We start from the raw sequence: 26,674 nt of genomic DNA on the forward strand, positions 1-26,674 counted from the left end.
GCTTGCTTTGACGCCCCGAGGCGCGCCGCCGCTCACTTTGCGGCCGGCATCGGGACCGCATTGGCGAACAACCCCTCACCCCATTCATGGAGCGGATTGCCGAAGTCGGACACCGTGTGGATGGCCCTCCCCTTCCGGGCCTCCCATTTCGCGCCGTAGGTCTCGTAGGGAAAGTGCCGCAGATAGTAGTCGCAGGTCTCTTCCCAATGATCGACCGACAGCGACTTGCCATAGTGCTGGCAGTACAGATCCGTCTTGACGGAGGTCATGCCTCGAGGCGTGCGCCCGTCGCCTTCCGCAAAGCCGATAGCCTCGCGGTTGCGCCAGAACATGAGAATGTCGCGTTGCTCGGGACCGTAGAAGCGCCGGAAATCCATCAGCGCGCGGTCGGATGAATAAGGGGCCTGGTCCTCGGCCGTCATGTACGCGTCGAACAGCCGGACCCGCAGCGCGTCGACATCCGGGCCGAGCCCCCGCAGATAGGCGCGCACATCGCCGGTCACGCGCTCGTCCGGATCGAAACAGAACATCCAGTCGTGAGGCAGTTGCGTCCGCGCCATCTCGAGCAGCAGCCCGCGATGGCGTCCTTCGGCCCGCTTGCGCGCATCGACATCTCGTTCCCATGCCTGGTTGGCAACGATCAGGGCGACCTTCGGATGGGCACGCAACAGATCGACCGTCTCGTCCGTGCTGGCGTCGTCATACGCGATGACCGCGTCCACATGGCTCGCGAGATAGTCCAGAGTATCGGGGAGGATCAGCGCTTCGTTGCGCACCCGCGTCATGGCGACGAGCTGGTGGGATTGCCCCAGCAGCGCCTCGTTTCCCACGATGACGCTCTCGGTCTCCCGAACCTGCCAATTGCCGGTGCCCGCTGACGTCATGCGCCGATCACCTTTTCATGCGCCTGAGGCCTTACCGGCTCACAGAAAAAACCGATCGACCACTGCCAGGATCCAAACCATTGCGGTGATGGCGATCACGCAGAATACGCCGGCGGACGCCAGATCCTTGGTGACCTTGATGGCCTCATGCCGCTCGGGATGCACATGGTTGCAGAGCCGCTCAATGGCTGTGTTGAGAAACTCCGCGGCGAGCATCAGGGCGATACTCCCCATCAGCGCCGCCCAGACCCACAAATTGTCGGCGATGAAGATCGAGACCGGCAGCGCGAGCACGCCCAACGCCACCTCCTGCTTGATGGCCGCCTCTGTCGCCAAGCCCTCGCGAAAACCGCCCATCGTGTTCCAAAAGGCGCGGCCGATGCGGACGAGACCGCCCTTTCCCGGCAACGCAGCCTGTCCGTGCACGGGCCGGGAGGCGGTGCCTTCACGCGGCGGAATGGCGTCCATCATATTGCCTTTCGCAGCCTCAGGCTGCCGTCAGCTTCTGCAAAACCTCGTCGGACAAATCGAAATTGGCGTAGACCTGCTGCACGTCGTCGGAATCTTCCAAGGCGTCGATCATGCGCAAGAGCGTCCCGCCGGCGTCCTCGTCGATCGGCACTTCCAGCTTCGGCCGCCATAGGATCTGCATGCTGCTCGCCTCGCCGAAGCGATCTTCCAGCACCTTGCCGACCTGGTGTAACTCGTCAGGCGTACAGTAGATCGTGTGACCTTCCTCGGTCGTCTCCACATCGTCTCCGCCGGCCTCGATGGCTGCTTCCAGCATGTCGTCGGCCGACCCCTTGTCCAGATCATATTGGATCGCGCCCACGCGGTCGAAATTGAACGAGACGGAACCCGTTTCGCCGAGATTGCCCCCGTGCTTGGAAAAGATAGAGCGCACTTCGCTGGCGGTACGATTGCGGTTGTCGGTCAGGGCCTCGACGATCACGCCGACGCCCGCAACGCCAAAGCCCTCGTACCGAACCTCTTCGTAGTTGTCGCCGCCCGCCTCCTGGCTCTTCTTGATCGCGCGGTCGATATTGTCGTTGGGCATGTTCTGAGCCCGCGCTGCCTGGATCGCGGTCCGGAGGCGCGGGTTCATCGCCGGGTCCGCCATGCCCAGCTTTGCCGCCGTGGTGATCTCTCGCGCGAGCTTGGAGAACAGCTTCGAGCGCTTCTTATCCTGAGCTCCCTTGCGGAACTGGATATTCTTGAATTTGGAATGGCCTGCCATGGCCTGTTCCCTAGTCGCTTCGGCCCGTTTCGGTCAAGCCCTTGGAACTTGAGCCTGTGGGCGGATCAGGCCCTGGACGGCCTGGCGATGGATGTGCCGGCCTGCATTAGGCAAAAAAGAAGCCGCCCCGAGGGGCGGCTTCCGTAAGTGTCGTCTGGATTGGTGGATTAGAAGAAGATGATGCCACCAACCTGGAACAGATCGTAGTCTTCGAAGCCCTGGCTGACGTTCCGGGTCGTGCCCGTTGCGCCATTGACGCCGATGAAGTCGATGTCGGCTGCCTGGTGCTGCCAGCGAGCGAACACGTGCATCGCTGCCGCGTCGATCTCCTGGACCGCGCCAAGACCCCAGCGCTGGATTTCCGAACCCGTCACGTACAGGCCGTTGACGAAGTTGCCGTTCACGTCCACGCCACCGGCGCCGCAGAAGTTGGAGGCCGTGCCGCCGACCCCGGCGAAGCTGGCGCAGTTGTTCGTACCAGCAACACCGTTGAAGCCGTCGTTATACTGGCCGTACTCGCCGTAAAGGACCGTCGCGCCGAGCGGGTTCCACGTCCGCTTCAGGAAGCCCTTCAAGTACCAGGAGTCCCAGCTCGGGATGCCCTGCTGCACGCCGTTGTAGTTCACGTAGTTCGCGTCGATCTCTTCGTAGTTGTAGTAACCGTAGATACCGAGACCGGTCGGAGCGTGCATGACCGTACCGCCGAACTGGTTGATCGAGGTCGACCCCGTCTGGTTCGCGCTGAACAGGTTGCCGTTCGACTGCGTGTACGAATATGCCGCCGAAATCTTAAAGTCACCCCAGTCGCCCGTGTAGAACACGGCCAGGTCCCAGATCTCAGGCGCATCGTTCACCGGAGCAGCCCGGAAGCTGTTCGAGTAATCGTCCGTGTAAGACGCCTCGATCCGGAAGCCCCCAAACGTCGGCGAGTCGTACCGGATACCGCTCTGCGGAGCACCGTAGCAGTCGCCGCCGACCGGACCGACCAGCGAACAGTTCAGGAAGTTGCCCCAGGTCATGCCCGAAAGGCCGTTGAACCCGGAAGCGCCGTTCTTCGGACGAAGCAGGAACCCGCCGCCTTCGAAGAACACCGCGTTCGATTCGATCACCGTGCCGGAAATGTCGGCCAGAACAGCCGCGTTATCCGACGCAGGGCTCAGATAGCCCAGGTTGATCGTGCCGTAGTCGTCGCTCTTGATGTACATGTACGAGTACAGCGTCTGGATGCTGCCAAGGCTCAGCGAATCCTGGGCAAACTGGTTCGAAAAGATACCGAAGTTGTTGCCGTTCAGCAGATTGCCGGCCCACGCGCCAGGCGTCGTAACCGTCAAGTTGTAACCGCCCGACCACCCAGGAGCGATCGTCGCAGAACCCGTGATCGCAAAACGGGAACCAAGGTCGACGTCCTTCGTGCCAACCCAGCTGTCCGTCAGCGCGCCGTCATCCCACCAGTTCATCGACTCGATGACCCAGCCAGATACCGTCACGGATACCTTCTTGTTCCCCTTCTGCACCGCAGATGCTTCAAGCTCGGCTACCCGCTCTTCAAGATCCGCGCAGCAATTGCCGCCGTAGCCCTGCGCACTCGCAGGCGCAGCGCTCAGAGCGTAAACCCCAAGCCCAAGCGCGGCTGCAATGGCAATGCGGCTGGATGTTCTTGTCAGTCCCCCAAACATCTCCATGTCCTTCCCCCGTTGTCTTAGCCGTTCCGCATGACACGTGAAAAATAGCGAGTCGCGGAAATCTCCCCGCCTTTATACGTCGCAGGGCCGCGACGATAAATCGCGAAAAGGCCCGTTCGTGCCGATTTTGACTCTCTTGTGACATTTTAGTCCCGGTCTTACCAAGTCTCGGCCCGCGCGTGCCCGTCGCCTATCGGCCGCTTAGGAAAGCCTTAACCCTAATGCGTTGAAATATAACGGCTTGGGTGCTCGAAAGCCCGTGCTGGATTGGGGGGATGAAATGGCAATCAAGCTATCCGAACTTGGCAGATCACAGGGAGAACAGGCAGAATTGCCTGCCGAGGAGCCCGGTGTCGCCAATGTCTGCGGGCGGGCCGCCGAGCACATGTCCAAGGCCCGGATCGCCCTGGACGGCGAGTCGTTCGACATGGGCCGCGCCCTCGAGCATCTCGACGACGCCATCTCCTGTCTGCAGGGGCTCTCGCGCCGGGCGAAGGCGCCGTCAGCCACGGACGGAAATACGGTCGTGGCCTTTCAGCCCGCCAAGGAACGGCGTTCGGCCTAGGCTTCTTCGTCCCAGAAGGCCGGTTCGGTTTGAGAGAGCCGGCCACCCAGACGCACCGGCCCGATAGCCCGGGCAAGCCCCGTTGCGTCATCCACGTCGATCGCCACGCCACAGACCGTGGCGTCACCCTTGGACGGCGCAAATCGCCGCGAGGGTATCTTGCTCAGGAAGCGGCTGATCGGCTCTTCCTTGTCCATGCCGAGTACGGAATCGAAATCCCCGCACATGCCCGCATCGCTCATATAGGCGGTCCCGCCCGACAAGATCTGGTGGTCCGCCGTCGGGACATGGGTATGCGTGCCGACGACGGCCGTGGCCCGGCCATCCACGAAATGCCCGAGCGCCTCCTTCTCGGACGTCGCTTCCGCGTGGAAATCGATGAAGATAACATCGGCGCCCGTCTTGAGCGGGCAGGCCGCGAGCTGCTCGTCGATGGCGCGGAACGGATCGTCCAGGTCGCCCATGAACACGCGGCCCATCGCGTTGACCACCAGAACATCGGCGCCGTTGGCGGCCTTGAAGAGGCCCGCGCCCTTGCCCGGCGTGCCGGCCGGGAAGTTGAGGGGGCGCAGCAGGCGGTCGTACCGCTCGATGAACACGAGCGCCTCGCGCTGGTCCCAGACATGGTTGCCGGTGGTGACCACATCGGCCCCGGCATCCATCAACTCGTTCAGGATCGTCTCCGAAATGCCAAATCCGCCGGCCGAGTTCTCGCCGTTGATGACGACGAAGTCCGCGGCGTAGCGCGCGCGCAATTTCGGCAGGGTCTCGAGGACCGCCACACGCCCGGCACGGCCGACGACATCGCCTAGAAAAAGAAAACGCATGAAGACGGGCGCATCCGAGCTGATTTGACCATGCGGGGGTCAATACAGAATTGTCAGGCGCCCCGCCACCCTGCGGATACAACCGAACGCCGGTCCAGGGCGGCCGGCGCTGGCGAGACGCGCCGCATGCGGCTGCGGGCGCGCCGCTGGGGTAATGGGGGCCGCGGTGGCCGTCGGAGCGAAGATCCCGGGTGTCCCTACTTAAGTAGGTGGGCGCCGAGTGACAGAGACCACGATCTCCGTCAGGGTCAGCTCCCATGGAATCTTATAGGGCCCTGGAATAAATGCTCCTAACGCACCCCGCAGCCCGGACCCATTATTATAGGGAGTGCAACGGCCTGGGAACAGATGTCGGATAGACGGTATCGCACGCGTGGCGCGCCCGTGGGCGCCGGGGCCTAGTGTCCGCCGCCGGGATTTTCCGTAATCCGTGAATTGAGCCCCTCGAGCCGCACCGCCGCCTCACCGATCTTGGCGAAGAGCTGGGACTCGATCGACCGGGCGTTCTCGTCCGACGCCGATTTGTCGCGCCGCGCCTCGGCGAGCTGCGCGCGCAGGTTCTCCACATCGGCCCGCAGCGCCCACAGCTCGTCCGTGACGACCAGGGCAGCCATGAGAATGAGACGATCGTCGCCCACTTGGCCGAATTTCCGCCGCATCTCCTCCACATGTGCACCGATATACTCGGCCAGTTCCGCGAGGTGACTTTCTTCGCCTTCGTTGCATTCCAGCCGGTAGGTCCGGCTGTTCAACGTCACAACGACTTGCCCCATATGCTGCTCCTAGCCTCCTGCCAGCCCGTCGCGGACCTACCCCTGCATCGCGGGGGCCATGTCCTTCAGCGCGCCCACGACGGCGTCGAGCCGGTCGGACACTTCCTGGTTCGCCGCCTTCAGGCGCCGCACGCGGGTGCGCTCGACCTCCAGATCGGCCAGAAGCTGGTCGCGCTCGTCAGTCAAAAACTTGACCTGCTCGCGCAGTTCCAAAATCTCCGCCGAATGGGCCTGACCCTGGTCGTCCGCAAGAACGCGGGCCAGATTTCCTTCAAGCGCGTCCAGCGCTGCATCAAAACGCGCGAGGGGATCGCTTGGGTCCAATTTCATCATGGTTTGCGCCATCACGTTCGCCCTCCCAGCCAAGCGCCATCGATTCTCGCGAAAGCCAGCTGTCTCAAAAGCCATGTTCTGCATATGGAACAGTCGGCTGGCGAAATATGTGGTGACGCCATGTTCAATCGGAAACGGCGCGCCGACAAGCCTCTTCTCACGCAACCCTGTGCAAAGTTTGACAGTCGCGCGAGGGCTGTGATTTGAGACAAGCCCTCGCGACCCGCCTCCCCGCAACAATCCATGCCCCCGCGCAGACACCGATCATGTCAAAACTGAAGCCCCGATGCCGCCTCTACCTTCAGGTAGCGCCGCCGTTCACAGCCAGGCAGAACGAGTATCTTTCCCAGGCATTAGCGGAGCTTTCGCCCGCTTGCGTGCTGATCCGCAGTGACGGCGCAGCGCTCGACCCGGCCGTCCTCGACGGGCTCATCGACAGGATCCAAGGCGCAGGCGCCGCCTGCCTGATCGAAGACGGCATCGCCGCGGCCGAGGACCTTGGAGCGGACGGCGTTCACATCGCCGCGGACGAAAAAATTTACGCCGACGCCCGGAAGAGCTTGGGTGAAAGCGCCAATATCGGCGTGGCGTGCGGTCTTGGCCGGCACGACGCCATGGCCCTGGCCGAATCGGGGGCGGACTATGTGGCCTTCTCCGCTTTGGATGCAGACGACTTCGACGCGCTGTCGGACACGGTTGCGTGGTGGGCGGAAATTTTCGTGGTGCCGTGTGTCGCCTGGGACATCGGAGATGTGCGTGAGGCCGTGGCCCTAACCGAACGCGGCGTCGACTTCATCGCGCCGCCGTCCTCGATCTGGGACGGCGACGACCCCCTCGCGGTCTTGCGCGACATGGACGCGGCCATCGGCAGCATTCGGAGAGAGGCATGAGGAAATTCCATACCGGTCTCGTTGCACTGACGCTCGCCGCGATGGCTCTGGCCGGCCTGGCGGTCACGGCCCAGGCGGAAGAGAGCGCGGCCTATGTGGCCTTCGCCGCCGGTAAGTATCAGGAGGCGCTGGAGCTTGCGCAAAAAGAGGCCGAAGCGGGGTCCAAGGAGGCCTACACGCTGATGGGCGAGATGTACGCGGGCGGCCTCGGTGTCCCTCAGGACTACACCAAGGCCGCGAACGCCTATGCCCAAGGCGCCGATCTCGGCGATACCAACGCCCAGCTTTCGCTCGGTCTCCTGACGGCGAAGGGGCTCGGCACGCGAAAAGACGCCCGCATCGCGGCCAACCTTTTCGAACAAGCGGCCAACGGGGGCAACCCGGCCGCCCAATACAATCTCGCGCTGATGTACCTGCAAGGCGACGGCCGCGAGGCCAGCGAAGCCAAGGCCGCGGAGTGGATGGAAAAGGCCGCCGAGAGCGGCAATGCCCAGGCCCAGTACGATCTCGGCGCCTTCTACCAGTTCGGCCGGGGCGTTCCGCTCGACGAGCAAAAGGCGGCCGAGTGGACCGGCAAGGCCGCCGACGCCGGCCTGTCCTCGGCGCAGGTGGAATACGCCACGATGCTATTCAAAGGGCGCGGCGTTGAGAAGGACGAGGAAAAAGGAGCTGCCCTCTTCTCTCTCGCGGCCAAACAGGGCAATCCCGTCGCCCAGAATCGCCTGGCGCGCCTTTACGCCAACGGTGTCGTCTACCCGCTCGACCTGGTTGAGGCAGCCAAATGGCACCTGATCGCACGGGACGCCGGCGTCAGTGACTTCAGCCTCGACGTCATGCTGACCAAGCTGACCCCGGAGCAGCGGGCCCAAGCCGACCGTTTCGTGGACGCCTATGAGGGCGCCACGGTCAGCGAAGTGAAGCCGCTCGACGAAGCCCAGCCCGCCACCGGCCTTGACAGCGGCCAGGAGCAAAGTCTTAAACCCAGTCCAAGTTCACAGACGGCAAGTCCGCAGAACGCTGCCCCGGAGGGCGCGGCCGGCACGACACAGCCCAAATCGCAGACCACGACACACCCGAAAGGGACCCAATAGGCACACCATGAAGATCAACGGTAACGAGATCAGGCCCGGCAACGTCATCCAGCACAAAGACGGCCTGTGGGTCGCGGTGAAGACCCAGGCCGTCAAACCCGGCAAGGGTCCCGCCTACGCGCAGGTCGAGCTCAAGAACCTGATCGACGGCTCCAAGCTCAACGAGCGCTTCCGCGCCTCCGAAACGGTGGAACGCGTTCGCCTCGAGCAGAAGGACCACCAGTTCCTCTTTGCCGAAGGCGACATGCTGACCTTTATGGACCTTGAGTCCTACGATCAGATTCAAATCGCCCGAGACCTTCTCGAAGACCGCGCCGCCTTTCTACAGGACGGCATGACGGTGATGGTGGAAAGCCACGAGGGGCGTCCGATCGGCGTCGCGCTTCCCGACCAGGTCACGCTGGAAATCGTCGAGGCGGATCCGGTGGTGAAGGGGCAGACCGCGGCCTCGTCCTACAAGCCGGCCATGCTCGAAAACGGCGTCCGCGTGATGGTTCCGCCGTTCATCGAGGCGGGCGAGAAGATTGTGGTCGATACGAACGAAGTCGCCTACGTCCGCCGCGCCGAGGCGTAAGCACGCGAGCATCGCCCGCCTGCCGGGCCGACGCCGCACGCACCACTAGAGGCTTAAGGAGCCCCATGCCCGCTTCCGCGTTGATGAACGTCATGATCGGCGCTGCCCGTAAGGCGGGCCGCAGCCTCGCCCGCGACTTCGGCGAGGTGGAGCACTTGCAGGTCTCCGTCAAGGGACCGGCGAATTTCGTGACCGCGGCCGATCTGCGCGCCGAGGAAATCATCTTCGCCGAGCTCTCCCGCGCCCGGCCGGGCTACGGCTTCCTCATGGAGGAGCGCGGCGAGATCAAAGGTCCCGACGGCACCCATCGCTGGATCGTCGATCCGCTCGACGGCACCACCAACTTCCTGCACTCGATTCCGATCTTCGCCATTTCCATCGCCCTCGAACGCGACGGCGAGCTCGTGGCCGGGCTGATCTACAACCCGGTCATGAACGAGACCTTCACCGCCGAGAAGGGCCAAGGCGCCTTTCTCAACGACAAACGCATCCGTGTCGCCGCGCGCACCGAACTCGCCACCTCGGTGATCGGCACGGGCATTCCCCATAGCGGACGCCCCGGCCATGAGCGCTTCCTCGGCGAAGTCGAGACGGTCATGGGAACGAGCGCCGGTGTCCGCCGCACGGGCTCGGCGGCCCTCGACCTCGCCTGGACGGCCGCAGGGAGATTCGACGGGTTCTGGGAGAACAACCTGCACCCCTGGGATATGGCGGCTGGCATCGTCATGGTGAAAGAGGCGGGCGGCTACGTCACCGACACAAACGGTAAGGACAAGATCTTCGAAACCGGCGGCATCGTCGCAGGCAACGAGACGATCCACTTGAAGCTCCTGAAGCTGCTGAAGGCTGCAAACGCATCGGCCGCCTCGCCTGCGAAGGCCGGTTAGCAGGGCGCCAAGCCTCCCGGCATGTAGAATTGCCGTGCCTGCCGGGCGGAACTCCGCCTTTAGCTTGCCGTTTTGCCTGTCAAACTAATCGCGTACTCTTGGGTTTGAGTGAAACTTGCGCGAATCGCGCGAGCCTTTCGAGCATAGGATGCATCGCTGGAGACCATGAACGGACTCCCGCAAAGACCCAAGCACGGACCCCATTACGGACCTCATCACTGAACTATGGCACGCAAGACCTATCGGACTAAGCTTTCGCGCCCGCAGATCTTCCTCTGGCGCATGTCGCTGTTTCTGGTTCTGGCCGTCCTACTCGCGATCATCCTCGATGGTCAGACCGGCCAGCTCCGCACCAGCTTCATGGCCAATCCGGGTCTGAACGGCCTCATCATCGGCGTCCTGATCGTGGGCTGCGTCTACGCCTTCCGCCAGGTGCTGCGGCTTTACCGGGAAATCAACTGGGTCAACAATTTCAGCATTACGGATGCGAGCACGACCAAGACCAACCCGCCCGTGCTGCTCCTGCCCATGGCGACTATGCTGCGCGACACGACCGGGCATTTGAGCCTCGAGACCGGGTCGGCGCGGACGCTCCTCGATTCGGTCGCCTCTCGTCTCGACGAACAGCGGGAGACCACGCGCTACCTCGTTGGGCTCCTCGTGTTTCTCGGTCTGCTCGGCACGTTCTGGGGCCTTCTGACGACCGTCAGTTCCGTGGGCAACACGATCGGGGCGCTGGACACCAGCGGCGGCGAAAGCGTGATGCTGTTCGACCAGCTGAAGGAAGGCCTCGCCGGGCCGCTCTCCGGCATGGGCATCGCCTTCTCGTCCTCGCTGTTCGGCCTCGCCGGCTCGCTCATTCTCGGCTTCCTCGATCTGCAGGCCGGCCATGCCCAAAGCCGCTTCTACAACGAGCTCGAGGACTGGCTCGCCAACGTCACCGAGCTCCAGACCACCGATCCGGGCGACAGCGTGCCGCCGCAGTTGCGCTACGCGCTGATGGACATGCAGCGTTCGATTTCGGACCTCGGCGATCGGGTCGGCCAGGGTGGGCAGACCGAAGCTGCCGTGCAGGACCTCGCCCAAGGCGTCGACAAGCTGATCCGCCAGATGCGCGCCGAGCAGAAAGTGGTGCGGGAATGGGCCGACGAGCAGGCTCAGCAGCAGCAGGAGATCGCCACCGTGCTGCGCCAGGTCGCGGCCAAGCCCAAGGCGCCCACCGGCCAATGAGCACGATGGAGCAACTCATGCACGCGAGGAGAGGATAGATGGCTCTCGCCCGCGGCCGCCGCGGCCAGTATCAGACCAATCTCTGGCCGGGCTTCGTGGACATGCTCTCCACGCTGCTGCTCGTGGTGATCTTCCTGATGTCGCTCTTCATGGTGACGAACTACATCATCACCCAGGCGTCGAGCGGCAAGGACACGATGCTGTCGCGTCTCAACCGGCAGCTTGCTGAGTTGACGGAGCTTCTCGCGCTGGAGCGCTCGCAGAAAGAATCCGCCGAGGATAATCTCGCCGCGCTGCAGGCGACGCTTCTCGATACCCAGGCCCAGAACAAGCGCCTCACCGGCCTGCTCGGCGATGCCAGCGGCGCCTCGACCGATGCGGAAGGGCGCATCGCCGCGCTCGGCACCCAGCTCGACGAGCAGCGCAACATCACCAATGACGCGCTCGCCAAGGTCGAGCTCCTGAATCAGCAACTCGCCGCCTTGCGCCTTCAGCTCGCCGCGCTGAACGAGGCGTTGGAAGCCTCGGAGGCCAAGGACAAGGAAAGCCAGGAAAGGATTGCCGATCTCGGGCAACGCCTCAACGTGGCGCTCGCCAAGAAAGCGCGCGAGCTGGCGCAATACCGGTCGAACTTCTTCGGCGAGTTGCGCAAGACGCTGGGTCAGCGCAAGGACTTCAGGATCGTCGGCGACCGCTTTGTCTTCCCCTCCGATGTGCTGTTCGATCCAGGCTCGGCCACGCTGAAGCCGAGCGCCTATGGCCAGCTCAACAATCTCGCCACGGCATTGAAAGAGATCGAGGGCAACATTCCCGCCGACATACCCTGGGTCATGCGCGTGGACGGGCATACGGACATCACGCCGATCGCCTCGTCCACCTTCCCCTCGAACTGGGAACTGTCGGCGGCGCGCGCCATCTCGGTGGTACGCTATCTCATGGCGCGCGGCATCGCACCCGAGCATCTCGTCGCCGCCGGCTTCGGTGAATTCCAGCCGATCGACAGCGGCAACAGCCCGGCGGCGCTTGCCCGCAACCGCCGCATCGAACTCAAGCTGACGGAACGGTAGGTCTACTCGGCGGCGTCCGGCGCAAATTGCAGCGAGGCGAGACGCGCGTACAGCCCGCTCTTCGCGATCAGCTGCTGGTGGGTGCCCTCCTCCACGAGCGCGCCCCGGTCGAAGACCAGAATGCGGTCGGCATTCACGACCGTGGAAAGCCGGTGGGCGATGACCAGCGTCGTGCGGCCGTCCATCACCTTGTCCAGCGCCTTCTGCACCAGTGTTTCGTTGGTGGTGTCGAGCGCACTCGTCGCTTCGTCCAGCAGAAGGATCGGCGCGTCGCGCAGCACCGCGCGTGCGATGGCAATGCGCTGACGCTGGCCGCCCGACAACGTGACACCGCCCTCCCCGAGCTGCGTTTCGTAGCCCTCCGGCAATTCGGTGATGAAGTCGTGCGCGAACGCGGCTTTCGCGGCCGCCTCGACTTGCGCCCGCGTCGCGGTGTCGGCGCCATAGGCGATATTGGCGGCAACCGTATCAGCGAAGAGCGCCGTCTCCTGCGGCACCATGGCGAAGCGCGAGCGCAGAGCGTTCAAGTCGGCCATGTCCACCGGCACGTCGTCCAAGCGGACCGTGCCCGATTTCGGATCGTAGAAACGCAAGAGCAGCGCGAAGATCGTTGTCTTGCCCGCGCCGGACGGCCCGACAAGGGCGACGCGCTCGCCCGGCTTGACCGTAAAGCTCACGCTGTCCAAGGCCGCAATATCGGGCCGCAGCGGGTAGGTAAACGACACGTCGTCAAAGGCGATCTCGCCGCGCCCGGGTTCGGGCATCGGCGTCGGATGGGGCGGCGACTGGATCTCGGATTCCGCCTCGAGCAATTCGCCGAGCCGTTCGGCGGCGCCCGCTGCCTGCGCAACCTCGCCCCAGACGTCGCTGAGCCCGCCGACAGCGGCGGCGGCGAAGACCGCATACAGCACGAACTGACCGAGCGTGCCCCCGGTCATCGACCCGGAGAGGACATCCTGCGCGCCGTACCACAAAACGCCCACGACGGACAAAAACACCAGGAACATGGCGATCGCCGTCAGCCCGGCGCGCGCCTTGGCACGGTCGTTGGCCGCCTCGAAGGCTCGGTCCATAGCGCGGCGGAAGCGGCTCGTGGCGGCGCGCTCATTGGTGAAGGCCTGAAGCACTTTCACCTGGCCGAGGCTTTCGCTGGCATAAGCCGACGCTTCGGCCAAGGTGTCCTGGGCGTAGCGCGAGCGGGCGCGCACGGACCGGCCATAGGCGACGAGCGGCAGCACGATCAGCGGAATGGCGATGAGTACCGCCAGCGATAGTTTGGGGCTCGTCACGATCATCATGACGACGGATCCGACGACGAGCAGTAGGTTCCGCATCGCCTGGGACACGGCGGTGCCGGCAGCGGCCTTGACCTGGGTCGTGTCCGCCGTCAGCCGCGACATCACTTCACCGGAGTGGGACACTTCGTAGAAGGCGGGGCTGAGGCCCGTGAGATGCTTGAAGACATCGGTGCGGATGTCGGCCACGACGCGCTCGCCGAGCCAGTTCACGCAGTAGAAGCGCGCCGCACTTGCGATCGCGAGCAGCGCGCCGACACCGACCAACGTGCCGAAATAGACGTCCACCAGCTCGGGCTCGATGCCCGAAAAGCCGAGATCGATCATCCGGCGCAGCGCCAGTGGCAGCGCCAGCATCGCCCCCGCCGCAACGACGAGGGAGACGAGCGCGGCCAAGAGCATGCCCTTGTGGCGCAGAAGATAAGGTTTGAGCCGCCCCAGGGGCCGCAGGGAAACGCGCTTCGGCTTCCCGGTCTCTTCGGGCTCCAAGGGGGTTTCCACGGACGTCGGGTCGGAGGATGGCGCGGGCGTCCCCGCGGGCTTCAACGGAACAGGTTGCAACAGAACTACCCAGCAGAACTTTGGTCCGGCGTCCGAAATGGCGCCGGTTCGGGGCGACTTTAAGCGGCTTGTCACCGCGCGCAAAGCCCCAGATACACCCCAAATCCCCGGGACATAAGGGCAAAGTTAAGCCGCATGCATCGGCTCGGCGGTCAAAACGGCCGCGAAACCGCGCCTATTGCACCGCTGGCTCGGCAAAAACCACGTCCTGGTCGGCATTGTCGATCAGGTCGATCGTCGCGGACTTGGCCCCCTTGGGCAGGCGGATCTCCGTCTTGGACCCGAGCCGCAGCCGCAAGACGCCGTCGGTCAGCACGCCGGACCGGGACCAAGGCTCGAAATAGCTCTTGAGGACATCGATCTCCTCAGCGCTCTGGGTGACCGTCTCCCCGTTGCCGAGCTTGAAGGTGATGCTGCGCACATAGGCGCCGTTGGTCGAGGCGCCCGCGTTTACGTAGAGGACGGCCGCGTCCGGCAGCGGGGCCGGCTCGGCCACAATCCGGTAGGCCTCGACATCGGTGCGCCGCTCCAACTGGGCGATTCCGAAGTAGTAGTCGTAGAACCCGACCGTGAAGATGACCGACGCGGCGGTCAGCGCAATGGCCACGCCCTTGGTGAAGACACCCCGCAACGGATCGATGCCGAACAGATTGTCGAGGGCGAATGAACCGGGCCCGTATAGCATGACGCTCACCGAGATCGCGAAGCCCAGCGCGGCCATGGTCCACTCGTCGAGGCATTCGAAGCCCTGCCAGCCGAAGATGAGCATGAGCGCGATATTCAGAAGGGCCGCGCCGACGGCCGAAAGGCGCGTCAGGAACCCGAAAATGAGCCCCAGCCCCGCGAGCGCCTCGCCGATCGTCATCGCATACGTGGCGAACTCGGCCAGCCCCGGCCGCGCCAGCACGAAATGGACCACGCTCTCAATCGGCGAGCCCGGCGCCGCCGCCACGAGCTTGTTCGCCACGTCCTTGGCGCTATCGATGTCGAGCTTCGCCGGCGCGTTGTAGAAGCGCCGCCAGGCGGCGGACAGGAAGACAAACCCCATTGAAATCGCGGAGGCCCGCAAAGCAAGCTGCTTCACGTCCGCGAAACGATCCTCCGTCTGGTCCATCTTATTCCCTCTGGTTCCAAAGGCCGCCCCGGCAATCCGGTATTAGGGCCCGGTTTTACCGGATTCCAGTCACGATGGCGCGATCTTCGTGGATGCGCAGATGCTTGCCCTACCGGCGGTTCCGCGCTATAGGCTGCGGCCAATTCCGCTAGATCAACGACGCGACGCGGAGCTGCCCGGCACGCAGGGGCGGCCCGAGCAAACAAGGTTTTGAGCCATGAAAAAGGACATTCACCCCGATTACCACCAGATCAAGGTGGTCATGACGGACGGCACGGAGTTCGTCACCTACTCGACCTATGGCGCCGAGGGTGACACGCTGAAGCTGGACATCGATCCCAAGACCCACCCGGCCTGGACCGGTGGCGGTCAGCACCTGATCGACCGTGGCGGTCGCCTCTCGCGCTTCAAGAAGAAGTACGAAGGCTTCATCAAGTAGAATTCGGGACTCAAGTCTCACGCAATAAGCCGGTCCTTCGGGAGCCGGCTTTTTTGTTGCCGCCCCGAACCGTGCGCCCATCGATCGTCCATGGGCTCAATGACGCGCTGTCACCAGCCGCCGGTCCGTTGAAGGCAGCCCCATGGACACTGCCACGCGATCAATCGTCGTCGTCTGCACTTCGGTGCTTCTCGCTGAGAATGAATGCCAGCTCATCGCGCATGATGCGATTTAGCTCGTCGATGTGTTTGGAAGCCTTTGCGAGAACATCGCGAGCCTCTTTGTTGGATGAAACGAGATCGGACGAGTCCAACAGCTCCGTATACCGCCTATGAAGCGCGCCGTTCACCAGCATCATTTTGCCCAGCAAGGTGGCCTGCAAGGTCACAAGCTCCTCGAAGCTCAGCATCTCGGGGGAGGAATGGGCGAGACGTTCGTCTCGAAGTAAATGTGTCCACCAATTCAACTTGGACCTCCTTCGGCAAGTTGCCATCGCGTACTTCGAGGCGATGTGGAGATGCGGTACGCGTTTGAACCGCCTACGGACACTTTATCAATTGTGAAGCGTGAAGGCCCGGCTCCCATGTGAACCGGGCCTTCCGCTTGCGCCAACGCCGTTCGGACTGATGCGGGGAAACGGCGCAACGCAGACTGCAGTGCGACGAAAATCGCCACCAAATCAGTCAGTTTCCGACGGCGGCATCGCGTCCATCTTGGGTCGGACGGCAACTCCGTGCCGCGACAGGATTTCCCTCGCAAAATTTTCGGCTGGTGCTTCGCCCTTCAGGGTTTGCGCAATGAGCGCCGCCATGCCGAAAAGGTGGTCGCTGAGGGCTTCCGAGGCTGACCCATGCGAAGCTCGGGTCAGGTCGGCGACACTCTCAGCTTTGGCGACAAAATCTTGCAGGCATTCCGGCGGCAAACGCCCAGGGTCGATGCCATGCTTCCGAAGTTCATTCGCGAGTTGCGCTTGGGCGACATAGTCAGCCATCGGGATCTCCCAACAACGTTTTTCTTGATCGCTCCGACCCGGAGTCGGACGAGCCTTGGGAGGAACAGCGCGCACGCTGCCATCCCCGCCCCGAGCAGACCCCTAACGAGAGTGGTAATAGACACGGTGTTTCCTCCTCCTTTGGCGGCGTCGAGCCGCAATAGAATTTTACTGCAGTCGGACGTCGCCGACAGTTGATTCCCATCAACGCAGGCGACATTTCATCTGTATGCGTCTCAGCGCTCGTACGACTCCTGGTGGATCGAGCGCGGATGAACGAGGATGCCAAAAATGAGAAAAGCTCCGAACTGCCCCCATTCTCGTCCCGAACGCGTTATTACCAGTTGCAGCGTGTTCGCTGCTCACGACTAGCACCGGCGATCGCGCAAACGCCTTAGTAGGCATCGCCGCCGGGGCACCGTTGTCGGCCCTGCCCTCCACTCGGCGGCGACGAAACACGGCTGCGAAGCCCTGTCTCGATAGAAATTTCCGTCTGTAGATTGTCGGCCGGTGGTGATGTCATGATCCTGAGACAGGCGCGTCAAATCCAATCAAATGGAAGTACGAGCACGCTGCGCCGGCGCCGGGAGGATAGTGATGAGGTTCTTTAAGACTGGAGCGGTTTTGCTCCTGGCGGCGTTTGCCGCATCGGGAGCAGCATGGGCACAAGACAGTAGCGCGTCGAGCGGCAAGCCCAACATTCTCGTCATTTGGGGCGACGACATCGGTTGGCAGAACGTGAGCGCCTACGGCATGGGAACGATGGGGTACACCACGCCAAACATCGATAAGATCGGCAACGAGGGCATCAAGTTCACCGACCACTACGCCCAGCCCTCGTGCACGGCTGGCCGGGCAGCCTTCATCACCGGGCAGTACCCAATCCGCTCAGGCATGACTACGGTCGGGCAACCCGGTGACGCGCTCGGTTTGCAGGCGGCGTCACCGAGCCTCGCTAGAGTCCTCAAGAACGCCGGCTACAGAACCGGTCATTTCGGCAAGAACCATCTGGGCGACCGGAACGAGCACCTGCCGACGGCCCACGGCTTCGATGAGTTCTTCGGCAACCTCTACCATCTCAATACGCAGGAGGAGGCCGAGCAGCGCGACTACCAGCGTTTCGGCGAGGCTTATGCCGGCAACCTCGAAGACTACGAGGCAAAGTTCGGGACCCGCGGAGTCATTCACTCATTTGCAACCGATACGGACGACCCGACCGAAGATCCCCGCTTTGGCCGCGTCGGTAAGCAGACCATCGAGGACACCGGCCCTCTGACACAGGAGCGCATGAAGAACTTCGACGAAGGGGAGGTCATTCCCAAAGCGCTCGATTTCATGACGAAGTCGAAAGAGGAAGGAAAGCCATTCTTCATCTGGCTGAACACCAGCCGGATGCACCTCTACACGCGGCTGAACGACAAATGGCGTTACGCGGCCGAGGAGTACACGAGCGAAGCCGATTATCACGGCAGCGGGATGCTGCAGCACGACCACGATATCGGCCTCGTGCTCGACTACCTCAAGCAACAAGGGCTCGATGACAACACCATCGTCTGGTACTCCACCGACAATGGGCCCGAGCATTCGTCATGGCCACACGGGGCGACCACGCCGTTCCGCGGCGAGAAGATGACGACCTACGAAGGCGGCGTCCGCGTGATTTCGATGCTGCGCTGGCCGGGCACCATCGAGTCCGGGCAGGTGCTGAACGGCATCCAGGGTCACCAGGACATGTTCACGAGCTTCGCGGCGGCCGCTGGAGTGCCGGACATCGTCGAACAGATGGAAGCCGAGAAGAAGCAATACATCGATGGGGTCAACAACCTAGACTACTGGACCGGCAAGTCGCCCAAGTCAGCCAGAACCCACATCTTCTACTACTACGAGAGCAAGCTGATGGCCGTCCGCATGGGTCCGTGGAAGTTCCACTTCTCGACCAAGGAAGACTACTACGCAAACGTCATCCCCCGAACGGTTCCGCTTGTTTTCAACATCCGCATGGACCCGTTCGAATCCTATTTCAGCAAGGACTCCTACGGCCACCTCATGCAGAAGGTGTCTTGGTTGATACAGCCCATGGGCGAGTTGATGGCTCAGCATCTGCAGACCCTTGCGGAATACCCGCCTGTGCAAGGCGGCAAGTCCTTTGACATGTCGAACGTGGTGGAGGAGTTCGTCAACAAGGCGAGGCAATAAGTCAGGCGAAGCGCTCTCTTTCGCGGAGTCGGCCGCCCCCCGCGCGTCATGCAGAGGAACGAAAGCTTCATCGCTAGGGAATCGTGACAATTCTGCAGGCAAAAGCCGGCTCTTCGCGAGCCGGCTTTTTTGTTGGCGGCGGCGCCACGGCTATGCTTTCCCTGATTCCACCGAGGGAGTGTTCGACGGCGCGGCTCACGGCCGCCCTCACAACGAGAGGAGGCCTCCGATGCGCGTGAAGAAAGTGCCGAACTTCGGCGTCTTGCTACTCGTCTTATGCCTATTGATCGTCATTGCGCCGATCGCCACAAGTCCCGCCACGGCCTTCGCCATCGAATTGCTGTTCAACGTCGTCTTCATCGCCGGGGCATATTGGCTGGCGTCGGGAGACAGCACGCGGTGGGTCTATCTTTGCTTGACGCTGGCGGCCCTCGTCACGCGCTGGGCAGCGCTCCTAACGGGGGCGCCCTGGCTGCAAGTGACGTCGGCCACGGTAACCCTATTCTGGTTCGCACTCAGCATCGCGCTGATCTTCGGCGAGCTGGCCCGGCGGCGCGACGTCGACGCCAATACGATCATGGGTGCCGTTGTCGCCTATCTACTCTTGGCCGTCGCGTTCGCGTATCTCTACGGCATCATCGAACACATAAACCCCGGGTCGTTCTCCGGAATTCCCGCCGAGACCGGTCGCACGAACCTTAGCGACGCTCTCATCTATTTCAGCCTCGTGACCCTGACCACCGTGGGATATGGGGACATCGTTGCCGTATCGGGCCCCGCCAGGCCGTTGGCGGGCCTGGAGGCGGCTTGCGGGACGCTCTACGTCGCCGTCATGATCGCACGGCTCGTCGCACTCGAGGTAGCCGCTAGGCTTCGCGGACACGGCGAGCGCTAAGCAGGCAAACCCGCGCCTGGGCGAGACCCACTCGCGGCGCCCCTCTTGCCGTCGGACAAATCTGCACAGTTCGCGTAGCCCGTCGGCTACCCCTTGACCAAAAGACGTCAGCGGGAGACCCTACGTTACAAGGCGGCGCGAGCGGACGAAGTACGTTAGACTTGCATGCCGCCACATCTGCCCGTTCCTCCAATTGGAAGAGAATCATGCGCCTGCGACTGGGTTGCCGTCTCAGCTACCGGCTAGCTGCGCCTACACCGATGATTCTGCTTTTGAGCGTGCATTATTCGCGCACGAGCGACCTTGAGCGGCCTGATCTGCTCACCACCATCCCCGCAGTGCCCATCGAAAGCTATCGGGACGGGTTCGGCAATTGGTGCAATCGGCTGACCGCCCCTGCCGGTGAATTTTGCGTCTCGACCGACACCGTCATTCGCGATGCCGGCTTGCCCGACGAAAAGGACACAACCGCCGAGCAGCACACCGTCGAACGGTTGCCGGGTGAGGTGCTGACCTTCCTCTTGGCGAGCCGCTATTGCGAAACTGATATTCTGTCCGACTTCGCATGGCAGCAGTTTGGCCAGGAGCCTCTCGGCTGGGCACGCGTACAGGCGGTCTGCGATTTCGTGCATGATCGTATCCGCTTTGGGTACGAGTTTTCCCGCGCCACGCGCACCGCGGTGGAAACGATGAAGGAAAGAGTTGGCGTATGCCGCGACTTCACGCATCTCGCGATCACCCTGTGCCGCTGCCTCAACATACCGGCGCGGTACTGCACCGGATATGTCAGCGACATCGGACAACCACCGCCCTATGCGCCGATGGACTTTGCTGCCTGGATGGAAGTCTACCTCGGGGGGCGGTGGTGGGTATTCGACCCGCGCAACAACGACGTCCGCTTGGGCCGAATCCTCATCGCAAAAGGGCGTGACGCGGCTGACGTGCCGTTGACACACAGCTTCGGACAACATGAGCTGGTTGACTTCAATGTCTGGATTGATCGCGTGGACGATAATCCGATTCAGTGATGTTCGCCAACCCCGAGATGAAGCGGTACGAGGACAACGCTTGTCGGCTCAAGAGCGGCCGCTTGACGATTGCCAGGCTTGAAGATCGCAGCATCCAGGTGCCAGTCCGGTCTGCCGGACGCACGTTTGGGACATCAGATTGGCCGTGTCCGACTTCCGCGTTGATTTAACGCGGCAGTTACACAGGAAGGCCCCGCTCGCGAAACCTTGTGGTTTTCACCAAATGCGCCTATATAGAGAAATCGACATTTGGCCGGACCATTGGCCGTAGCGCACAAGCGCGCGTTTCAGACCCTCCCAAACATCGACAATCTCGCTTCGAGTCGCGCTTCGGCGCGTCTTCAGGCACGACTACATACACTTGGACGAAAGGAACCCCGATGAATACGGGAACCGTTAAATTTTACAACTCCACTCGTGGCTTCGGCTTTATTGCACCGGCCGATGGCGGCAATGACGTGTTCGTGCACGCTACTGCGCTGGAGCGCGCCGGCATTGCGCACCTGGCCGAAGGTCAGAGTGTCAAGTTCGACACCGAGATCGATCGCCGCAGCGGCAAAACCGCTGTGAGCACCATTGAGGCCGCGTAGTCTTTTTAGACTAACGCCTTGATGAATTAGAGCCGTCCCTTCGGGGGCGGCTCGTTAGCTTTACTCCAACCCGTCCATTGGATGGCGAACCGAACCAAAGGCCTGACATGAGAACGTCACTTGCCGCGCGCATGACGGCAGCCAAGCGTAGTGCCGAGTTGGTTCGCAGCCAGAGCCAACAGCGCCATGACAACCTGATGCGCGATCAAGAACGGGAGCGCCAGGCAACCGCCACAAAGACCGCCCGCTTGCGCGAACTTCGACTTGCGAAGGAAGCCGCCGAGAGGGAAGAGGCGGCGCTCAAGCCTGCGCCGGCCAAGCGCGTCAGAGCGCGCCGGTCGAAGCAAACGTGATCGCCGTTCAATAACGACACCGAGGTGCAGATGGCCAAGCCGAACTACAATTTTCAGAAAGCCGAACGAGAGCGGGCCAAGCACCTGAAGAAGCAGGAAAAGCTCAAGCGGCTCGAGGAAGAGACGGCCAAGCGCCAAGCGGAGCGTAGCGGTGAGACCGACCCGGACTCCCACGCCCCTACCGACGCAGGGGAACCCTAACCCGAAACAGCATACCGTTGCGGTTGTCCCAGCCCGAAAGGCGGCCAACGGCTCCTTTCGTCCTGGCAGAACCGCCCATGTTTGGCCCGTTGCAGTTTCGAACTCAGTCTTGGAGGAACCGTGGAACATCCTGGCTTTTTTGACCGCGGGACCCCTGTCTCACTCAGACACATTGCCGACGCGGTCGGCGCTGAGTTGAATTGTGCGGACGATGGCCTGACTGAAATCGATGACCTGCGCGCGTTGAACGACGCCGCCGCCACGCATCTCACATTTTGTACCGGCCCCAAATACGCCAAGGCTCTCTGCGCCACGAAGGCGCGGGCGTGCCTCATCAAACCCTCCGACGTCCGTCTCATTCCGGCAAATGTCGTCCCGATCATCACGGACGCGCCGCACCGCGCCTTCGCCATGGCGATTGGGGTTCTCTATCCCTCGTCGCTCCAACCCGAGGCGGACTCGCCGCACGCAACCATCGGCGGCCCGCTGGTACACCCGACCGCCAAGATTGGCGAAGGCGTCACTATAGGGCCCGGCGCCATTGTCGGGCGCGAGGCGAAGATCGGTGACCGCACCACGATTGCCGCAGGCGCCGTGGTTGGCTACCGCGTATTCATTGGAGCAGACTGCTTTGTGGGTCCCGGGGCCTCCGTAACCCATGCCCTGGTTGGCGATAGGGTCACGCTTCATGCTGGTTCCCGCGTCGGGCAGGATGGCTTCGGCTACGTCATGAGCCCGGAAGGGCATTTCAAGATCCCACAAATAGGACGGGTAATCATTGGCGATGGCGTCGACCTTGGTGCCAATTCGACTGTCGATCGCGGGTTCCTCACGGACACGAAGATCGGTGAAGGAACCAAGATCGATAACCTCGTTCAGATCGCCCACAACGTGGTGATCGGCCGCCACTGCATTATTGTGTCTCAAACGGGCATTGCAGGGTCGGCCGTACTCGGCGACTTCGTCATCCTGGGCGCCCAATCCGGCGTGGTGGAACACGTAAAGATCGGCGACGGGGCACTGATTGCCGGCATGGCCCACGTAAAGGACGATGTGCCGAAAGGGGCCCGGATGGGCGGAACGCCGGCACGCCCGTTCAACGAGTGGGCACGCGAGATCGCCGCGGTGAGGCGGCTCGGAAAGAAACGGAATTAGTTAGGCGTAGGCCATCTTCGCAGATTGAGCGCGCTCACGAGCCGGTTGGGTTTTGCAGCTCCCCGTCCGGCCAAAAACTGACCAACGGGCCGCGTCGTCCCGAGGTGCACGGCGCCTGGACGACGGGCGGGCCGCAAGCACCCTCTCCCCCTCTGACTACTCAAGCTGGCATCCGCGGAAGAGCCGTCGCTGTCATATCGCTGTCATAAGCTTGTGAGTCCGGCAGAAACTTCATATGACCTCGCATAGGAAAGCGGGGGGCACGCACCTTATGCCAGTGCAGAACGGCGATGAATCAGAGGTCGGCTTGGGCAGCACCAAGAAGCCGTCTCTCGACAAAGACCTCCAGAAAATCGAGCAATTGGAAGAAGCGACCCGCGCGGTATCCCGCGCCTGGCCTTCCGTTGGAATTGCTATTCTTTTTCTCGCCGTCGCGGGCATTTTTTCCAGCTTCCAGGCCGGGGCCGCGGCCGGCAGCGTACTGATTATCGCAGCGGCCATCATCGGTGGCTACATGGCGCTGACGATTGGCGCCAACGATGTCGCCAATAACGTCGGTCCGGCGGTGGGCGCGCGCGCCCTCACCATGACCGGCGCGCTTGTCATCGCTGCGATCTTCGAGTTTGCCGGCGCCATGATCGCCGGCGGCAGCGTTGTCCAGACTATTTCCAAAGGGATCATCGATCCAAACCTCGTTCCCAGCAGCGAGATTTTCGTTTGGATCATGATGTCCGCGCTCTTGGCGTCGGCGCTATGGGTCCATCTCGCCACCTATCTTGGCGCGCCGGTATCCACGACGCATTCGATCGTCGGCGGCGTGCTGGGCGCAGGCTTAGCGGCCGTTGGCGCCGACGCTGTCGATTGGTTCGTGATGGGGTCCATCGCCCTGAGTTGGCTCACCTCACCCCTGATCGGCGGCGTGATCGCCGCCGCGTTCCTGGCCTTCATCAAGATCAACCTGATTTACCAGGAGGACAAGATCACCGCGGCGCGGCGGTGGGTGCCGGTCCTGGTTGGGATCATGTCGGCGGCGTTTGGGGCCTATCTCGTCATGAAGGGCCTGAAGCACGTCTGGAAACCGGGACTGCCCGCGATCGCGGGAATCGCGATCCTCATCTACGCCGCAGCCTATCTTGCGGCGAGGCCCTGGGTCCGCAGGCAGTCGGAGGGCATGGAGAACCGCAACCAGAGCCTGCGGAAGCTCTTTCACCTGCCTTTGATCTGCTCCGCGGCACTTCTCTCATTCGCGCACGGCTCCAACGACGTCGCCAACGCGGTCGGCCCCCTCGCGGCAATCGTCAGCAGCGCCACGACAGGTACGCTGTCCAGCACGGTCGGCGTACCGATCTGGGTCATGGTGATTGGCGGGGCCGGCATCAGTCTTGGACTATTCCTGTTCGGTCCCCGCATCGTCCGCATTGTGGGCGATCAGATCACCAAGATGAATCCGATGCGCGCGTTCTGCGTCGCGCTCTCAGCGGCGCTCACGGTGTTGGTCGCCTCGCAACTCGGCCTGCCGGTATCGACCACGCACATCGTTGTCGGCGCGGTGTTCGGCGTCGGGTTCTTTCGTGAGCAGTACACTGCGCGCAGCAGGCGGCGGCGGGCCTATGTCAGGACGCATCGCATGCACAACAAGGGGCGCCCCCGCGCTCTGGCACCGGAAGAATTGAAGCACCGAAAGCTCGTACGGCGCTCGCACTTTTTCGGCATTGTCGCCGCCTGGGTCATAACCGTGCCGTCGGCGGCGGCGCTCGCGGCGGTGACCTTCCTCTGCGCCGATTGGCTGCGATAGGCAACGCACATTCGCAGCACCGAAGACTAATTCGGCTGCTGCTCCTCTAACCTCTTGTCTGCCATCTCCTTGAGGGTGTTGAGCATCTTCCCCAGGCTTTTCGTCAGGTCCGCGGCGGCAGCGGGGGACAGGGCAAGTCTCGAAGTGACGTGGATATTCGCCGCTCCAGTCCCCTCCACCGCCCCTGCGTCCGGATTGCCGGTAGGCAGGACACGCGCCACGCCAAAGGTCAAACTGACAGAAGCGCCGTCAAAGGCCGCACTAATGAGCTTGTTGACGTAGATCTCCGTGACAGATGGATCGTCCACTATTTGAGCTGCTGGTCTGGCCGTCATGGCAAAAACCTCCCACATTTTTCACGGCCTCTACTTCCCAAGCGATGCCGTCTCATCGTTCAGGCCCCGCGCGTGCCGGCACGCTCGCTTGCAAGCGAGGGAGAAAATCCCAAAGGTCTCTGTTCAGGTCTCGCAGATCGTGAATTGCAGCGGACATTTCGTCGATGCGCGCCTGGTCGACTTTGCGGGTCTCCCCGAACTTGAACTGGCCTCGCCGCTCCACGATGCGCAAAGACTGCGTGTGCGTTATGTCGCCTTGCTCGTTGAGCATGAACATCGCGTGGTTGAACTCGTTGCGCAGCCGTGTGGCTACCGTGAATCGCTCGATCAGGTCATCGAGCTCCTCCCGGACTTCGGGCTGACCAATTCGGATGAGCGCCAATCGCTGTATCAGATCAAGTCTCGCCCGCGTGGTGTTGAGCGTCGAGAACACGATTGCCGCCGATATTTCGTCCGTATCGAGCAGAAGCATCAGCACATAGATGAACATGCTCTCGTTGTTGGACCAGCTGAACGAGAGATTCCCGATCAGTGCGAGAAGCATTGTCCGGCGGTCGGCAGACGCGAGCGCGGCCGTCTCGATCGATTCGAAGTCGGGTTTCGGCGGCAATCGTGAAACCATGGGAAAGACTCGCAATTGATCCGTGAACGCGCGAAAATGACGATCCAACGCCAGTGTCGATCCCCTTCCGACGAGGGGTGATGCCATGTTTGGACTTCTGAAGGTCCGCCGCGCACGCAAGGCAACCGTCGCTTTGATCTCACCATTCGTCGAGGAGAGTCAGAGACGACTTTCCTCGAAACTGACGGAGCAAGTTTGGTTGGACCCCTACATGGTCGGCTTCATGAGCATGCTGATCTCCTTGGTCGCTGAATACACGACGGGGCGCCTCGATTCTCAAAGCGCGGGCCTCGTTCAACTCGAAGCGTGGCGGGACGTGACAGGATTTCCGAGCCATTTGATCGGAGAAGAGATCTGCTTGCTCAGCAGCGGGCACGACCGGAAATTCAGTCACGGCTGTCTCAACGCCAGCCGCTTCATGGAAGAACTGACGCGCTCCGTGTCTAATCATCCCGATCGCCTTCCACCTGGCTCTCGGGTACACGGCCTCAACTACGATCGATCCGCGGCAATGGCCCTTTGGTCAGACCTGTTTGAGGGCCACATCGAACCATTCGAACAGGATCCGGATCTGCCACCGTAGGACAGGCGCTTCCCATTTGACGCGGGTCGCCGCTGCCGATCTGGGGCTTCCTCAACCGATGCACTTGCAACCCAGAACCCCCGGATGACATAAGCGTTGTCATCGGATTCCACGGGCGCTGTAGGTGTCTTTGGGTGCACCGGAGGTGCAATTTCGGAGAAGGCCGCAAGAAACTCTGTTGTCAGCTCGCGACTGCCATTCTCTCTCAAAATAGTCAGAAAATTTTCGAGCTGACGCTCTCGCGGCGTTTGACCCGCCATATCCCTTGGGCGCGACATGTGACGCAACTCCTTACGCAACTGTACGCCATGACGACCATCGGGGCTTACGCAACCGACCCTACCCTACAACCTTAAGGCTATACTAACAGCACCCCTAAATGTTTATATTTTTTGTGACCATTCTGTGGCGACGGCCATAATCGTCAGTGTACGCCCGTAACAAAAATGGCAAAGCCGGGACATCTTGGAGGCAGCAAAGG

30 protein-coding genes and 1 other RNA gene are annotated in these 26,674 nt (G+C 62.3%); 17 read left to right on the forward strand and 14 right to left on the reverse strand.

The window, feature by feature from the left end:
• Positions 1 to 32: 32 nt before the first annotated feature.
• The 4 genes from GL4_RS14615 to GL4_RS14630 form a co-directional block, all read right to left on the reverse strand.
• On the reverse strand, positions 33 to 884 hold the full coding sequence (locus GL4_RS14615; protein ID WP_045368594.1) for a glycosyltransferase family 2 protein: 852 nt from the start codon (positions 882 to 884) through the stop codon (positions 33 to 35).
• A gap of 39 nt (positions 885 to 923) precedes the next feature.
• On the reverse strand, positions 924 to 1,355 hold the full coding sequence (locus tag GL4_RS14620; protein WP_342016312.1) for a diacylglycerol kinase: 432 nt from the start codon (positions 1,353 to 1,355) through the stop codon (positions 924 to 926).
• A 16-nt stretch (positions 1,356 to 1,371) separates the two neighbouring features.
• Positions 1,372 to 2,121 (reverse strand): YebC/PmpR family DNA-binding transcriptional regulator, encoded by a 750-nt coding sequence (locus tag GL4_RS14625; RefSeq protein ID WP_045368597.1) that lies wholly within the window; start codon positions 2,119 to 2,121, stop codon positions 1,372 to 1,374.
• A gap of 167 nt (positions 2,122 to 2,288) precedes the next feature.
• Positions 2,289 to 3,797, reverse strand: coding sequence for a porin (locus GL4_RS14630; RefSeq protein WP_208430886.1), 1,509 nt, complete (start codon positions 3,795 to 3,797; stop codon positions 2,289 to 2,291).
• Between the two features lie 286 nt (positions 3,798 to 4,083).
• On the opposite strand from GL4_RS14630, the gene GL4_RS14635 reads away from it, so the two are divergent.
• A complete protein-coding gene (locus GL4_RS14635; protein ID WP_045368600.1) occupies positions 4,084 to 4,368 on the forward strand; it encodes a hypothetical protein in 285 nt (94 codons plus the stop codon).
• On the opposite strand, the gene GL4_RS14640 is transcribed toward GL4_RS14635, so the two are convergent.
• The 4 genes from GL4_RS14640 to GL4_RS14650 form a co-directional block, all read right to left on the reverse strand.
• Positions 4,365 to 5,195 (reverse strand): TIGR00282 family metallophosphoesterase, encoded by an 831-nt coding sequence (locus GL4_RS14640; RefSeq protein WP_045368601.1) that lies wholly within the window; start codon positions 5,193 to 5,195, stop codon positions 4,365 to 4,367. The genes GL4_RS14635 and GL4_RS14640 overlap by 4 nt on opposite strands.
• A gap of 154 nt (positions 5,196 to 5,349) precedes the next feature.
• A non-coding RNA gene (ssrS, locus tag GL4_RS17295) (6S RNA) lies at positions 5,350 to 5,507 on the reverse strand.
• 86 nt (positions 5,508 to 5,593) lie between these two features.
• Positions 5,594 to 5,968: a cell division protein ZapA gene (locus tag GL4_RS14645; protein ID WP_045368602.1), complete on the reverse strand. Its 375-nt coding sequence runs from the start codon at positions 5,966 to 5,968 to the stop codon at positions 5,594 to 5,596.
• Positions 5,969 to 6,004: 36 nt separating this feature from the next.
• Entirely contained in the window at positions 6,005 to 6,301 is a 297-nt protein-coding gene (locus GL4_RS14650; RefSeq protein WP_208430887.1) for a DUF4164 family protein, read from the reverse strand.
• A gap of 266 nt (positions 6,302 to 6,567) precedes the next feature.
• On the opposite strand from GL4_RS14650, the gene GL4_RS14655 reads away from it, so the two are divergent.
• The 6 genes from GL4_RS14655 to GL4_RS14680 all read left to right on the forward strand — a co-directional run bounded on the left by GL4_RS14655 (position 6,568) and on the right by GL4_RS14680 (position 12,040).
• Positions 6,568 to 7,191, forward strand: a complete 624-nt coding sequence (locus GL4_RS14655) for a thiamine phosphate synthase (protein WP_082025696.1) — start codon at positions 6,568 to 6,570, stop codon at positions 7,189 to 7,191.
• Entirely contained in the window at positions 7,188 to 8,282 is a 1,095-nt protein-coding gene (locus tag GL4_RS14660) for a tetratricopeptide repeat protein (protein ID WP_052464635.1), read from the forward strand. The genes GL4_RS14655 and GL4_RS14660 overlap by 4 nt, the downstream gene beginning before the upstream one ends.
• 7 nt (positions 8,283 to 8,289) lie before the next feature.
• Positions 8,290 to 8,856, forward strand: coding sequence for an elongation factor P (efp, locus tag GL4_RS14665; protein ID WP_045368606.1), 567 nt, complete (start codon positions 8,290 to 8,292; stop codon positions 8,854 to 8,856).
• Positions 8,857 to 8,921: 65 nt separating this feature from the next.
• Positions 8,922 to 9,743: an inositol monophosphatase family protein gene (locus GL4_RS14670; protein ID WP_045368609.1), complete on the forward strand. Its 822-nt coding sequence runs from the start codon at positions 8,922 to 8,924 to the stop codon at positions 9,741 to 9,743.
• Between the two features lie 282 nt (positions 9,744 to 10,025).
• Entirely contained in the window at positions 10,026 to 10,973 is a 948-nt protein-coding gene (locus GL4_RS14675) for a flagellar motor protein MotA (RefSeq protein ID WP_244462630.1), read from the forward strand.
• 38 nt (positions 10,974 to 11,011) lie between these two features.
• A complete protein-coding gene (locus GL4_RS14680; RefSeq protein ID WP_045368614.1) occupies positions 11,012 to 12,040 on the forward strand; it encodes a peptidoglycan -binding protein in 1,029 nt (342 codons plus the stop codon).
• A gap of 2 nt (positions 12,041 to 12,042) precedes the next feature.
• Here the strand turns inward: GL4_RS14680 and GL4_RS14685 are convergent, their stop codons facing one another.
• The gene (locus GL4_RS14685) at positions 12,043 to 13,836 is read right to left on the reverse strand and encodes an ABC transporter transmembrane domain-containing protein (protein ID WP_244462631.1); all 1,794 of its coding nucleotides are present in this window, start codon (positions 13,834 to 13,836) and stop codon (positions 12,043 to 12,045) included.
• Positions 13,837 to 14,071: 235 nt separating this feature from the next.
• Entirely contained in the window at positions 14,072 to 15,010 is a 939-nt protein-coding gene (locus tag GL4_RS14690; protein ID WP_045368616.1) for a TQO small subunit DoxD, read from the reverse strand.
• A 217-nt stretch (positions 15,011 to 15,227) separates the two neighbouring features.
• Between GL4_RS14690 and rpmE the strand changes: the two genes are divergently transcribed.
• Complete coding sequence (rpmE, locus tag GL4_RS14695) at positions 15,228 to 15,449, forward strand: 50S ribosomal protein L31 (RefSeq protein WP_045368617.1); 222 nt, start codon at positions 15,228 to 15,230, stop codon at positions 15,447 to 15,449.
• 160 nt (positions 15,450 to 15,609) lie between these two features.
• Here the strand turns inward: rpmE and GL4_RS14700 are convergent, their stop codons facing one another.
• Positions 15,610 to 15,915, reverse strand: coding sequence for a hypothetical protein (locus GL4_RS14700; RefSeq protein ID WP_156137638.1), 306 nt, complete (start codon positions 15,913 to 15,915; stop codon positions 15,610 to 15,612).
• 213 nt (positions 15,916 to 16,128) lie between these two features.
• Entirely contained in the window at positions 16,129 to 16,440 is a 312-nt protein-coding gene (locus GL4_RS14705) for a hypothetical protein (RefSeq protein WP_045368622.1), read from the reverse strand.
• A 597-nt stretch (positions 16,441 to 17,037) separates the two neighbouring features.
• Here GL4_RS14705 and GL4_RS14710 point away from each other — a divergent pair.
• The 8 genes from GL4_RS14710 (at position 17,038) to GL4_RS14740 (ending at position 24,653) form a co-directional block, all read left to right on the forward strand.
• A complete protein-coding gene (locus GL4_RS14710) occupies positions 17,038 to 18,636 on the forward strand; it encodes an arylsulfatase (RefSeq protein ID WP_082025698.1) in 1,599 nt (532 codons plus the stop codon).
• A 229-nt stretch (positions 18,637 to 18,865) separates the two neighbouring features.
• Entirely contained in the window at positions 18,866 to 19,531 is a 666-nt protein-coding gene (locus tag GL4_RS16970) for a potassium channel family protein (protein ID WP_052464638.1), read from the forward strand.
• A gap of 206 nt (positions 19,532 to 19,737) precedes the next feature.
• Positions 19,738 to 20,559 carry a transglutaminase-like domain-containing protein gene (locus GL4_RS14720; protein WP_045368625.1) on the forward strand — a complete coding sequence of 274 codons (822 nt, stop codon included), beginning with the start codon at positions 19,738 to 19,740 and terminating at the stop codon, positions 20,557 to 20,559.
• A 380-nt stretch (positions 20,560 to 20,939) separates the two neighbouring features.
• Positions 20,940 to 21,149 carry a cold-shock protein gene (locus tag GL4_RS14725; protein ID WP_045368628.1) on the forward strand — a complete coding sequence of 70 codons (210 nt, stop codon included), beginning with the start codon at positions 20,940 to 20,942 and terminating at the stop codon, positions 21,147 to 21,149.
• Positions 21,150 to 21,256: 107 nt separating this feature from the next.
• Positions 21,257 to 21,502 (forward strand): hypothetical protein, encoded by a 246-nt coding sequence (locus GL4_RS14730; RefSeq protein ID WP_045368630.1) that lies wholly within the window; start codon positions 21,257 to 21,259, stop codon positions 21,500 to 21,502.
• Between the two features lie 30 nt (positions 21,503 to 21,532).
• A complete protein-coding gene (locus tag GL4_RS17800; RefSeq protein ID WP_172653376.1) occupies positions 21,533 to 21,703 on the forward strand; it encodes a hypothetical protein in 171 nt (56 codons plus the stop codon).
• 120 nt (positions 21,704 to 21,823) lie between these two features.
• Positions 21,824 to 22,858 (forward strand): UDP-3-O-(3-hydroxymyristoyl)glucosamine N-acyltransferase, encoded by a 1,035-nt coding sequence (lpxD, locus tag GL4_RS14735; RefSeq protein ID WP_045368632.1) that lies wholly within the window; start codon positions 21,824 to 21,826, stop codon positions 22,856 to 22,858.
• Positions 22,859 to 23,129: 271 nt separating this feature from the next.
• On the forward strand, positions 23,130 to 24,653 hold the full coding sequence (locus tag GL4_RS14740; RefSeq protein WP_045368633.1) for an inorganic phosphate transporter: 1,524 nt from the start codon (positions 23,130 to 23,132) through the stop codon (positions 24,651 to 24,653).
• Positions 24,654 to 24,679: 26 nt separating this feature from the next.
• On the opposite strand, the gene GL4_RS14745 is transcribed toward GL4_RS14740, so the two are convergent.
• Positions 24,680 to 24,988 (reverse strand): hypothetical protein, encoded by a 309-nt coding sequence (locus GL4_RS14745; RefSeq protein ID WP_156137639.1) that lies wholly within the window; start codon positions 24,986 to 24,988, stop codon positions 24,680 to 24,682.
• A gap of 52 nt (positions 24,989 to 25,040) precedes the next feature.
• Positions 25,041 to 25,610 (reverse strand): hypothetical protein, encoded by a 570-nt coding sequence (locus tag GL4_RS14750; RefSeq protein ID WP_045368638.1) that lies wholly within the window; start codon positions 25,608 to 25,610, stop codon positions 25,041 to 25,043.
• Positions 25,611 to 25,695: 85 nt separating this feature from the next.
• On the opposite strand from GL4_RS14750, the gene GL4_RS14755 reads away from it, so the two are divergent.
• Complete coding sequence (locus GL4_RS14755; protein WP_052464647.1) at positions 25,696 to 26,193, forward strand: hypothetical protein; 498 nt, start codon at positions 25,696 to 25,698, stop codon at positions 26,191 to 26,193.
• Positions 26,194 to 26,674: the final 481 nt, after the last annotated feature.

Source organism: Methyloceanibacter caenitepidi, from assembly GCF_000828475.1.
GTDB lineage: Bacteria > Pseudomonadota > Alphaproteobacteria > Rhizobiales > Methyloligellaceae > Methyloceanibacter > Methyloceanibacter caenitepidi.

What these genes read in the sequence shown, in the direction of transcription:
- GL4_RS14615 (WP_045368594.1), bottom strand. Translation starts at nt 884, where the DNA reads ATGACGTCAGCGGGCACCGGCAATTGGCAGGTTCGGGAGACCGAGAGC.
- GL4_RS14620 (WP_342016312.1), bottom strand. Translation starts at nt 1,355, where the DNA reads ATGATGGACGCCATTCCGCCGCGTGAAGGCACCGCCTCCCGGCCCGTG.
- GL4_RS14625 (WP_045368597.1), bottom strand. Translation starts at nt 2,121, where the DNA reads ATGGCAGGCCATTCCAAATTCAAGAATATCCAGTTCCGCAAGGGAGCT.
- GL4_RS14630 (WP_208430886.1), bottom strand. Translation starts at nt 3,797, where the DNA reads ATGTTTGGGGGACTGACAAGAACATCCAGCCGCATTGCCATTGCAGCC.
- GL4_RS14635 (WP_045368600.1), top strand. Translation starts at nt 4,084, where the DNA reads ATGGCAATCAAGCTATCCGAACTTGGCAGATCACAGGGAGAACAGGCA.
- GL4_RS14640 (WP_045368601.1), bottom strand. Translation starts at nt 5,195, where the DNA reads ATGCGTTTTCTTTTTCTAGGCGATGTCGTCGGCCGTGCCGGGCGTGTG.
- GL4_RS14645 (WP_045368602.1), bottom strand. Translation starts at nt 5,968, where the DNA reads ATGGGGCAAGTCGTTGTGACGTTGAACAGCCGGACCTACCGGCTGGAA.
- GL4_RS14650 (WP_208430887.1), bottom strand. Translation starts at nt 6,301, where the DNA reads ATGATGAAATTGGACCCAAGCGATCCCCTCGCGCGTTTTGATGCAGCG.
- GL4_RS14655 (WP_082025696.1), top strand. Translation starts at nt 6,568, where the DNA reads ATGTCAAAACTGAAGCCCCGATGCCGCCTCTACCTTCAGGTAGCGCCG.
- GL4_RS14660 (WP_052464635.1), top strand. Translation starts at nt 7,188, where the DNA reads ATGAGGAAATTCCATACCGGTCTCGTTGCACTGACGCTCGCCGCGATG.
- efp (WP_045368606.1), top strand. Translation starts at nt 8,290, where the DNA reads ATGAAGATCAACGGTAACGAGATCAGGCCCGGCAACGTCATCCAGCAC.
- GL4_RS14670 (WP_045368609.1), top strand. Translation starts at nt 8,922, where the DNA reads ATGCCCGCTTCCGCGTTGATGAACGTCATGATCGGCGCTGCCCGTAAG.
- GL4_RS14675 (WP_244462630.1), top strand. Translation starts at nt 10,026, where the DNA reads ATGTCGCTGTTTCTGGTTCTGGCCGTCCTACTCGCGATCATCCTCGAT.
- GL4_RS14680 (WP_045368614.1), top strand. Translation starts at nt 11,012, where the DNA reads ATGGCTCTCGCCCGCGGCCGCCGCGGCCAGTATCAGACCAATCTCTGG.
- GL4_RS14690 (WP_045368616.1), bottom strand. Translation starts at nt 15,010, where the DNA reads ATGGACCAGACGGAGGATCGTTTCGCGGACGTGAAGCAGCTTGCTTTG.
- rpmE (WP_045368617.1), top strand. Translation starts at nt 15,228, where the DNA reads ATGAAAAAGGACATTCACCCCGATTACCACCAGATCAAGGTGGTCATG.
- GL4_RS14705 (WP_045368622.1), bottom strand. Translation starts at nt 16,440, where the DNA reads ATGGCTGACTATGTCGCCCAAGCGCAACTCGCGAATGAACTTCGGAAG.
- GL4_RS14710 (WP_082025698.1), top strand. Translation starts at nt 17,038, where the DNA reads ATGAGGTTCTTTAAGACTGGAGCGGTTTTGCTCCTGGCGGCGTTTGCC.
- GL4_RS16970 (WP_052464638.1), top strand. Translation starts at nt 18,866, where the DNA reads ATGCGCGTGAAGAAAGTGCCGAACTTCGGCGTCTTGCTACTCGTCTTA.
- GL4_RS14720 (WP_045368625.1), top strand. Translation starts at nt 19,738, where the DNA reads ATGCGCCTGCGACTGGGTTGCCGTCTCAGCTACCGGCTAGCTGCGCCT.
- GL4_RS14725 (WP_045368628.1), top strand. Translation starts at nt 20,940, where the DNA reads ATGAATACGGGAACCGTTAAATTTTACAACTCCACTCGTGGCTTCGGC.
- GL4_RS14730 (WP_045368630.1), top strand. Translation starts at nt 21,257, where the DNA reads ATGAGAACGTCACTTGCCGCGCGCATGACGGCAGCCAAGCGTAGTGCC.
- GL4_RS17800 (WP_172653376.1), top strand. Translation starts at nt 21,533, where the DNA reads ATGGCCAAGCCGAACTACAATTTTCAGAAAGCCGAACGAGAGCGGGCC.
- GL4_RS14740 (WP_045368633.1), top strand. Translation starts at nt 23,130, where the DNA reads ATGCCAGTGCAGAACGGCGATGAATCAGAGGTCGGCTTGGGCAGCACC.
- GL4_RS14745 (WP_156137639.1), bottom strand. Translation starts at nt 24,988, where the DNA reads ATGACGGCCAGACCAGCAGCTCAAATAGTGGACGATCCATCTGTCACG.
- GL4_RS14750 (WP_045368638.1), bottom strand. Translation starts at nt 25,610, where the DNA reads ATGGTTTCACGATTGCCGCCGAAACCCGACTTCGAATCGATCGAGACG.
- GL4_RS14755 (WP_052464647.1), top strand. Translation starts at nt 25,696, where the DNA reads ATGTTTGGACTTCTGAAGGTCCGCCGCGCACGCAAGGCAACCGTCGCT.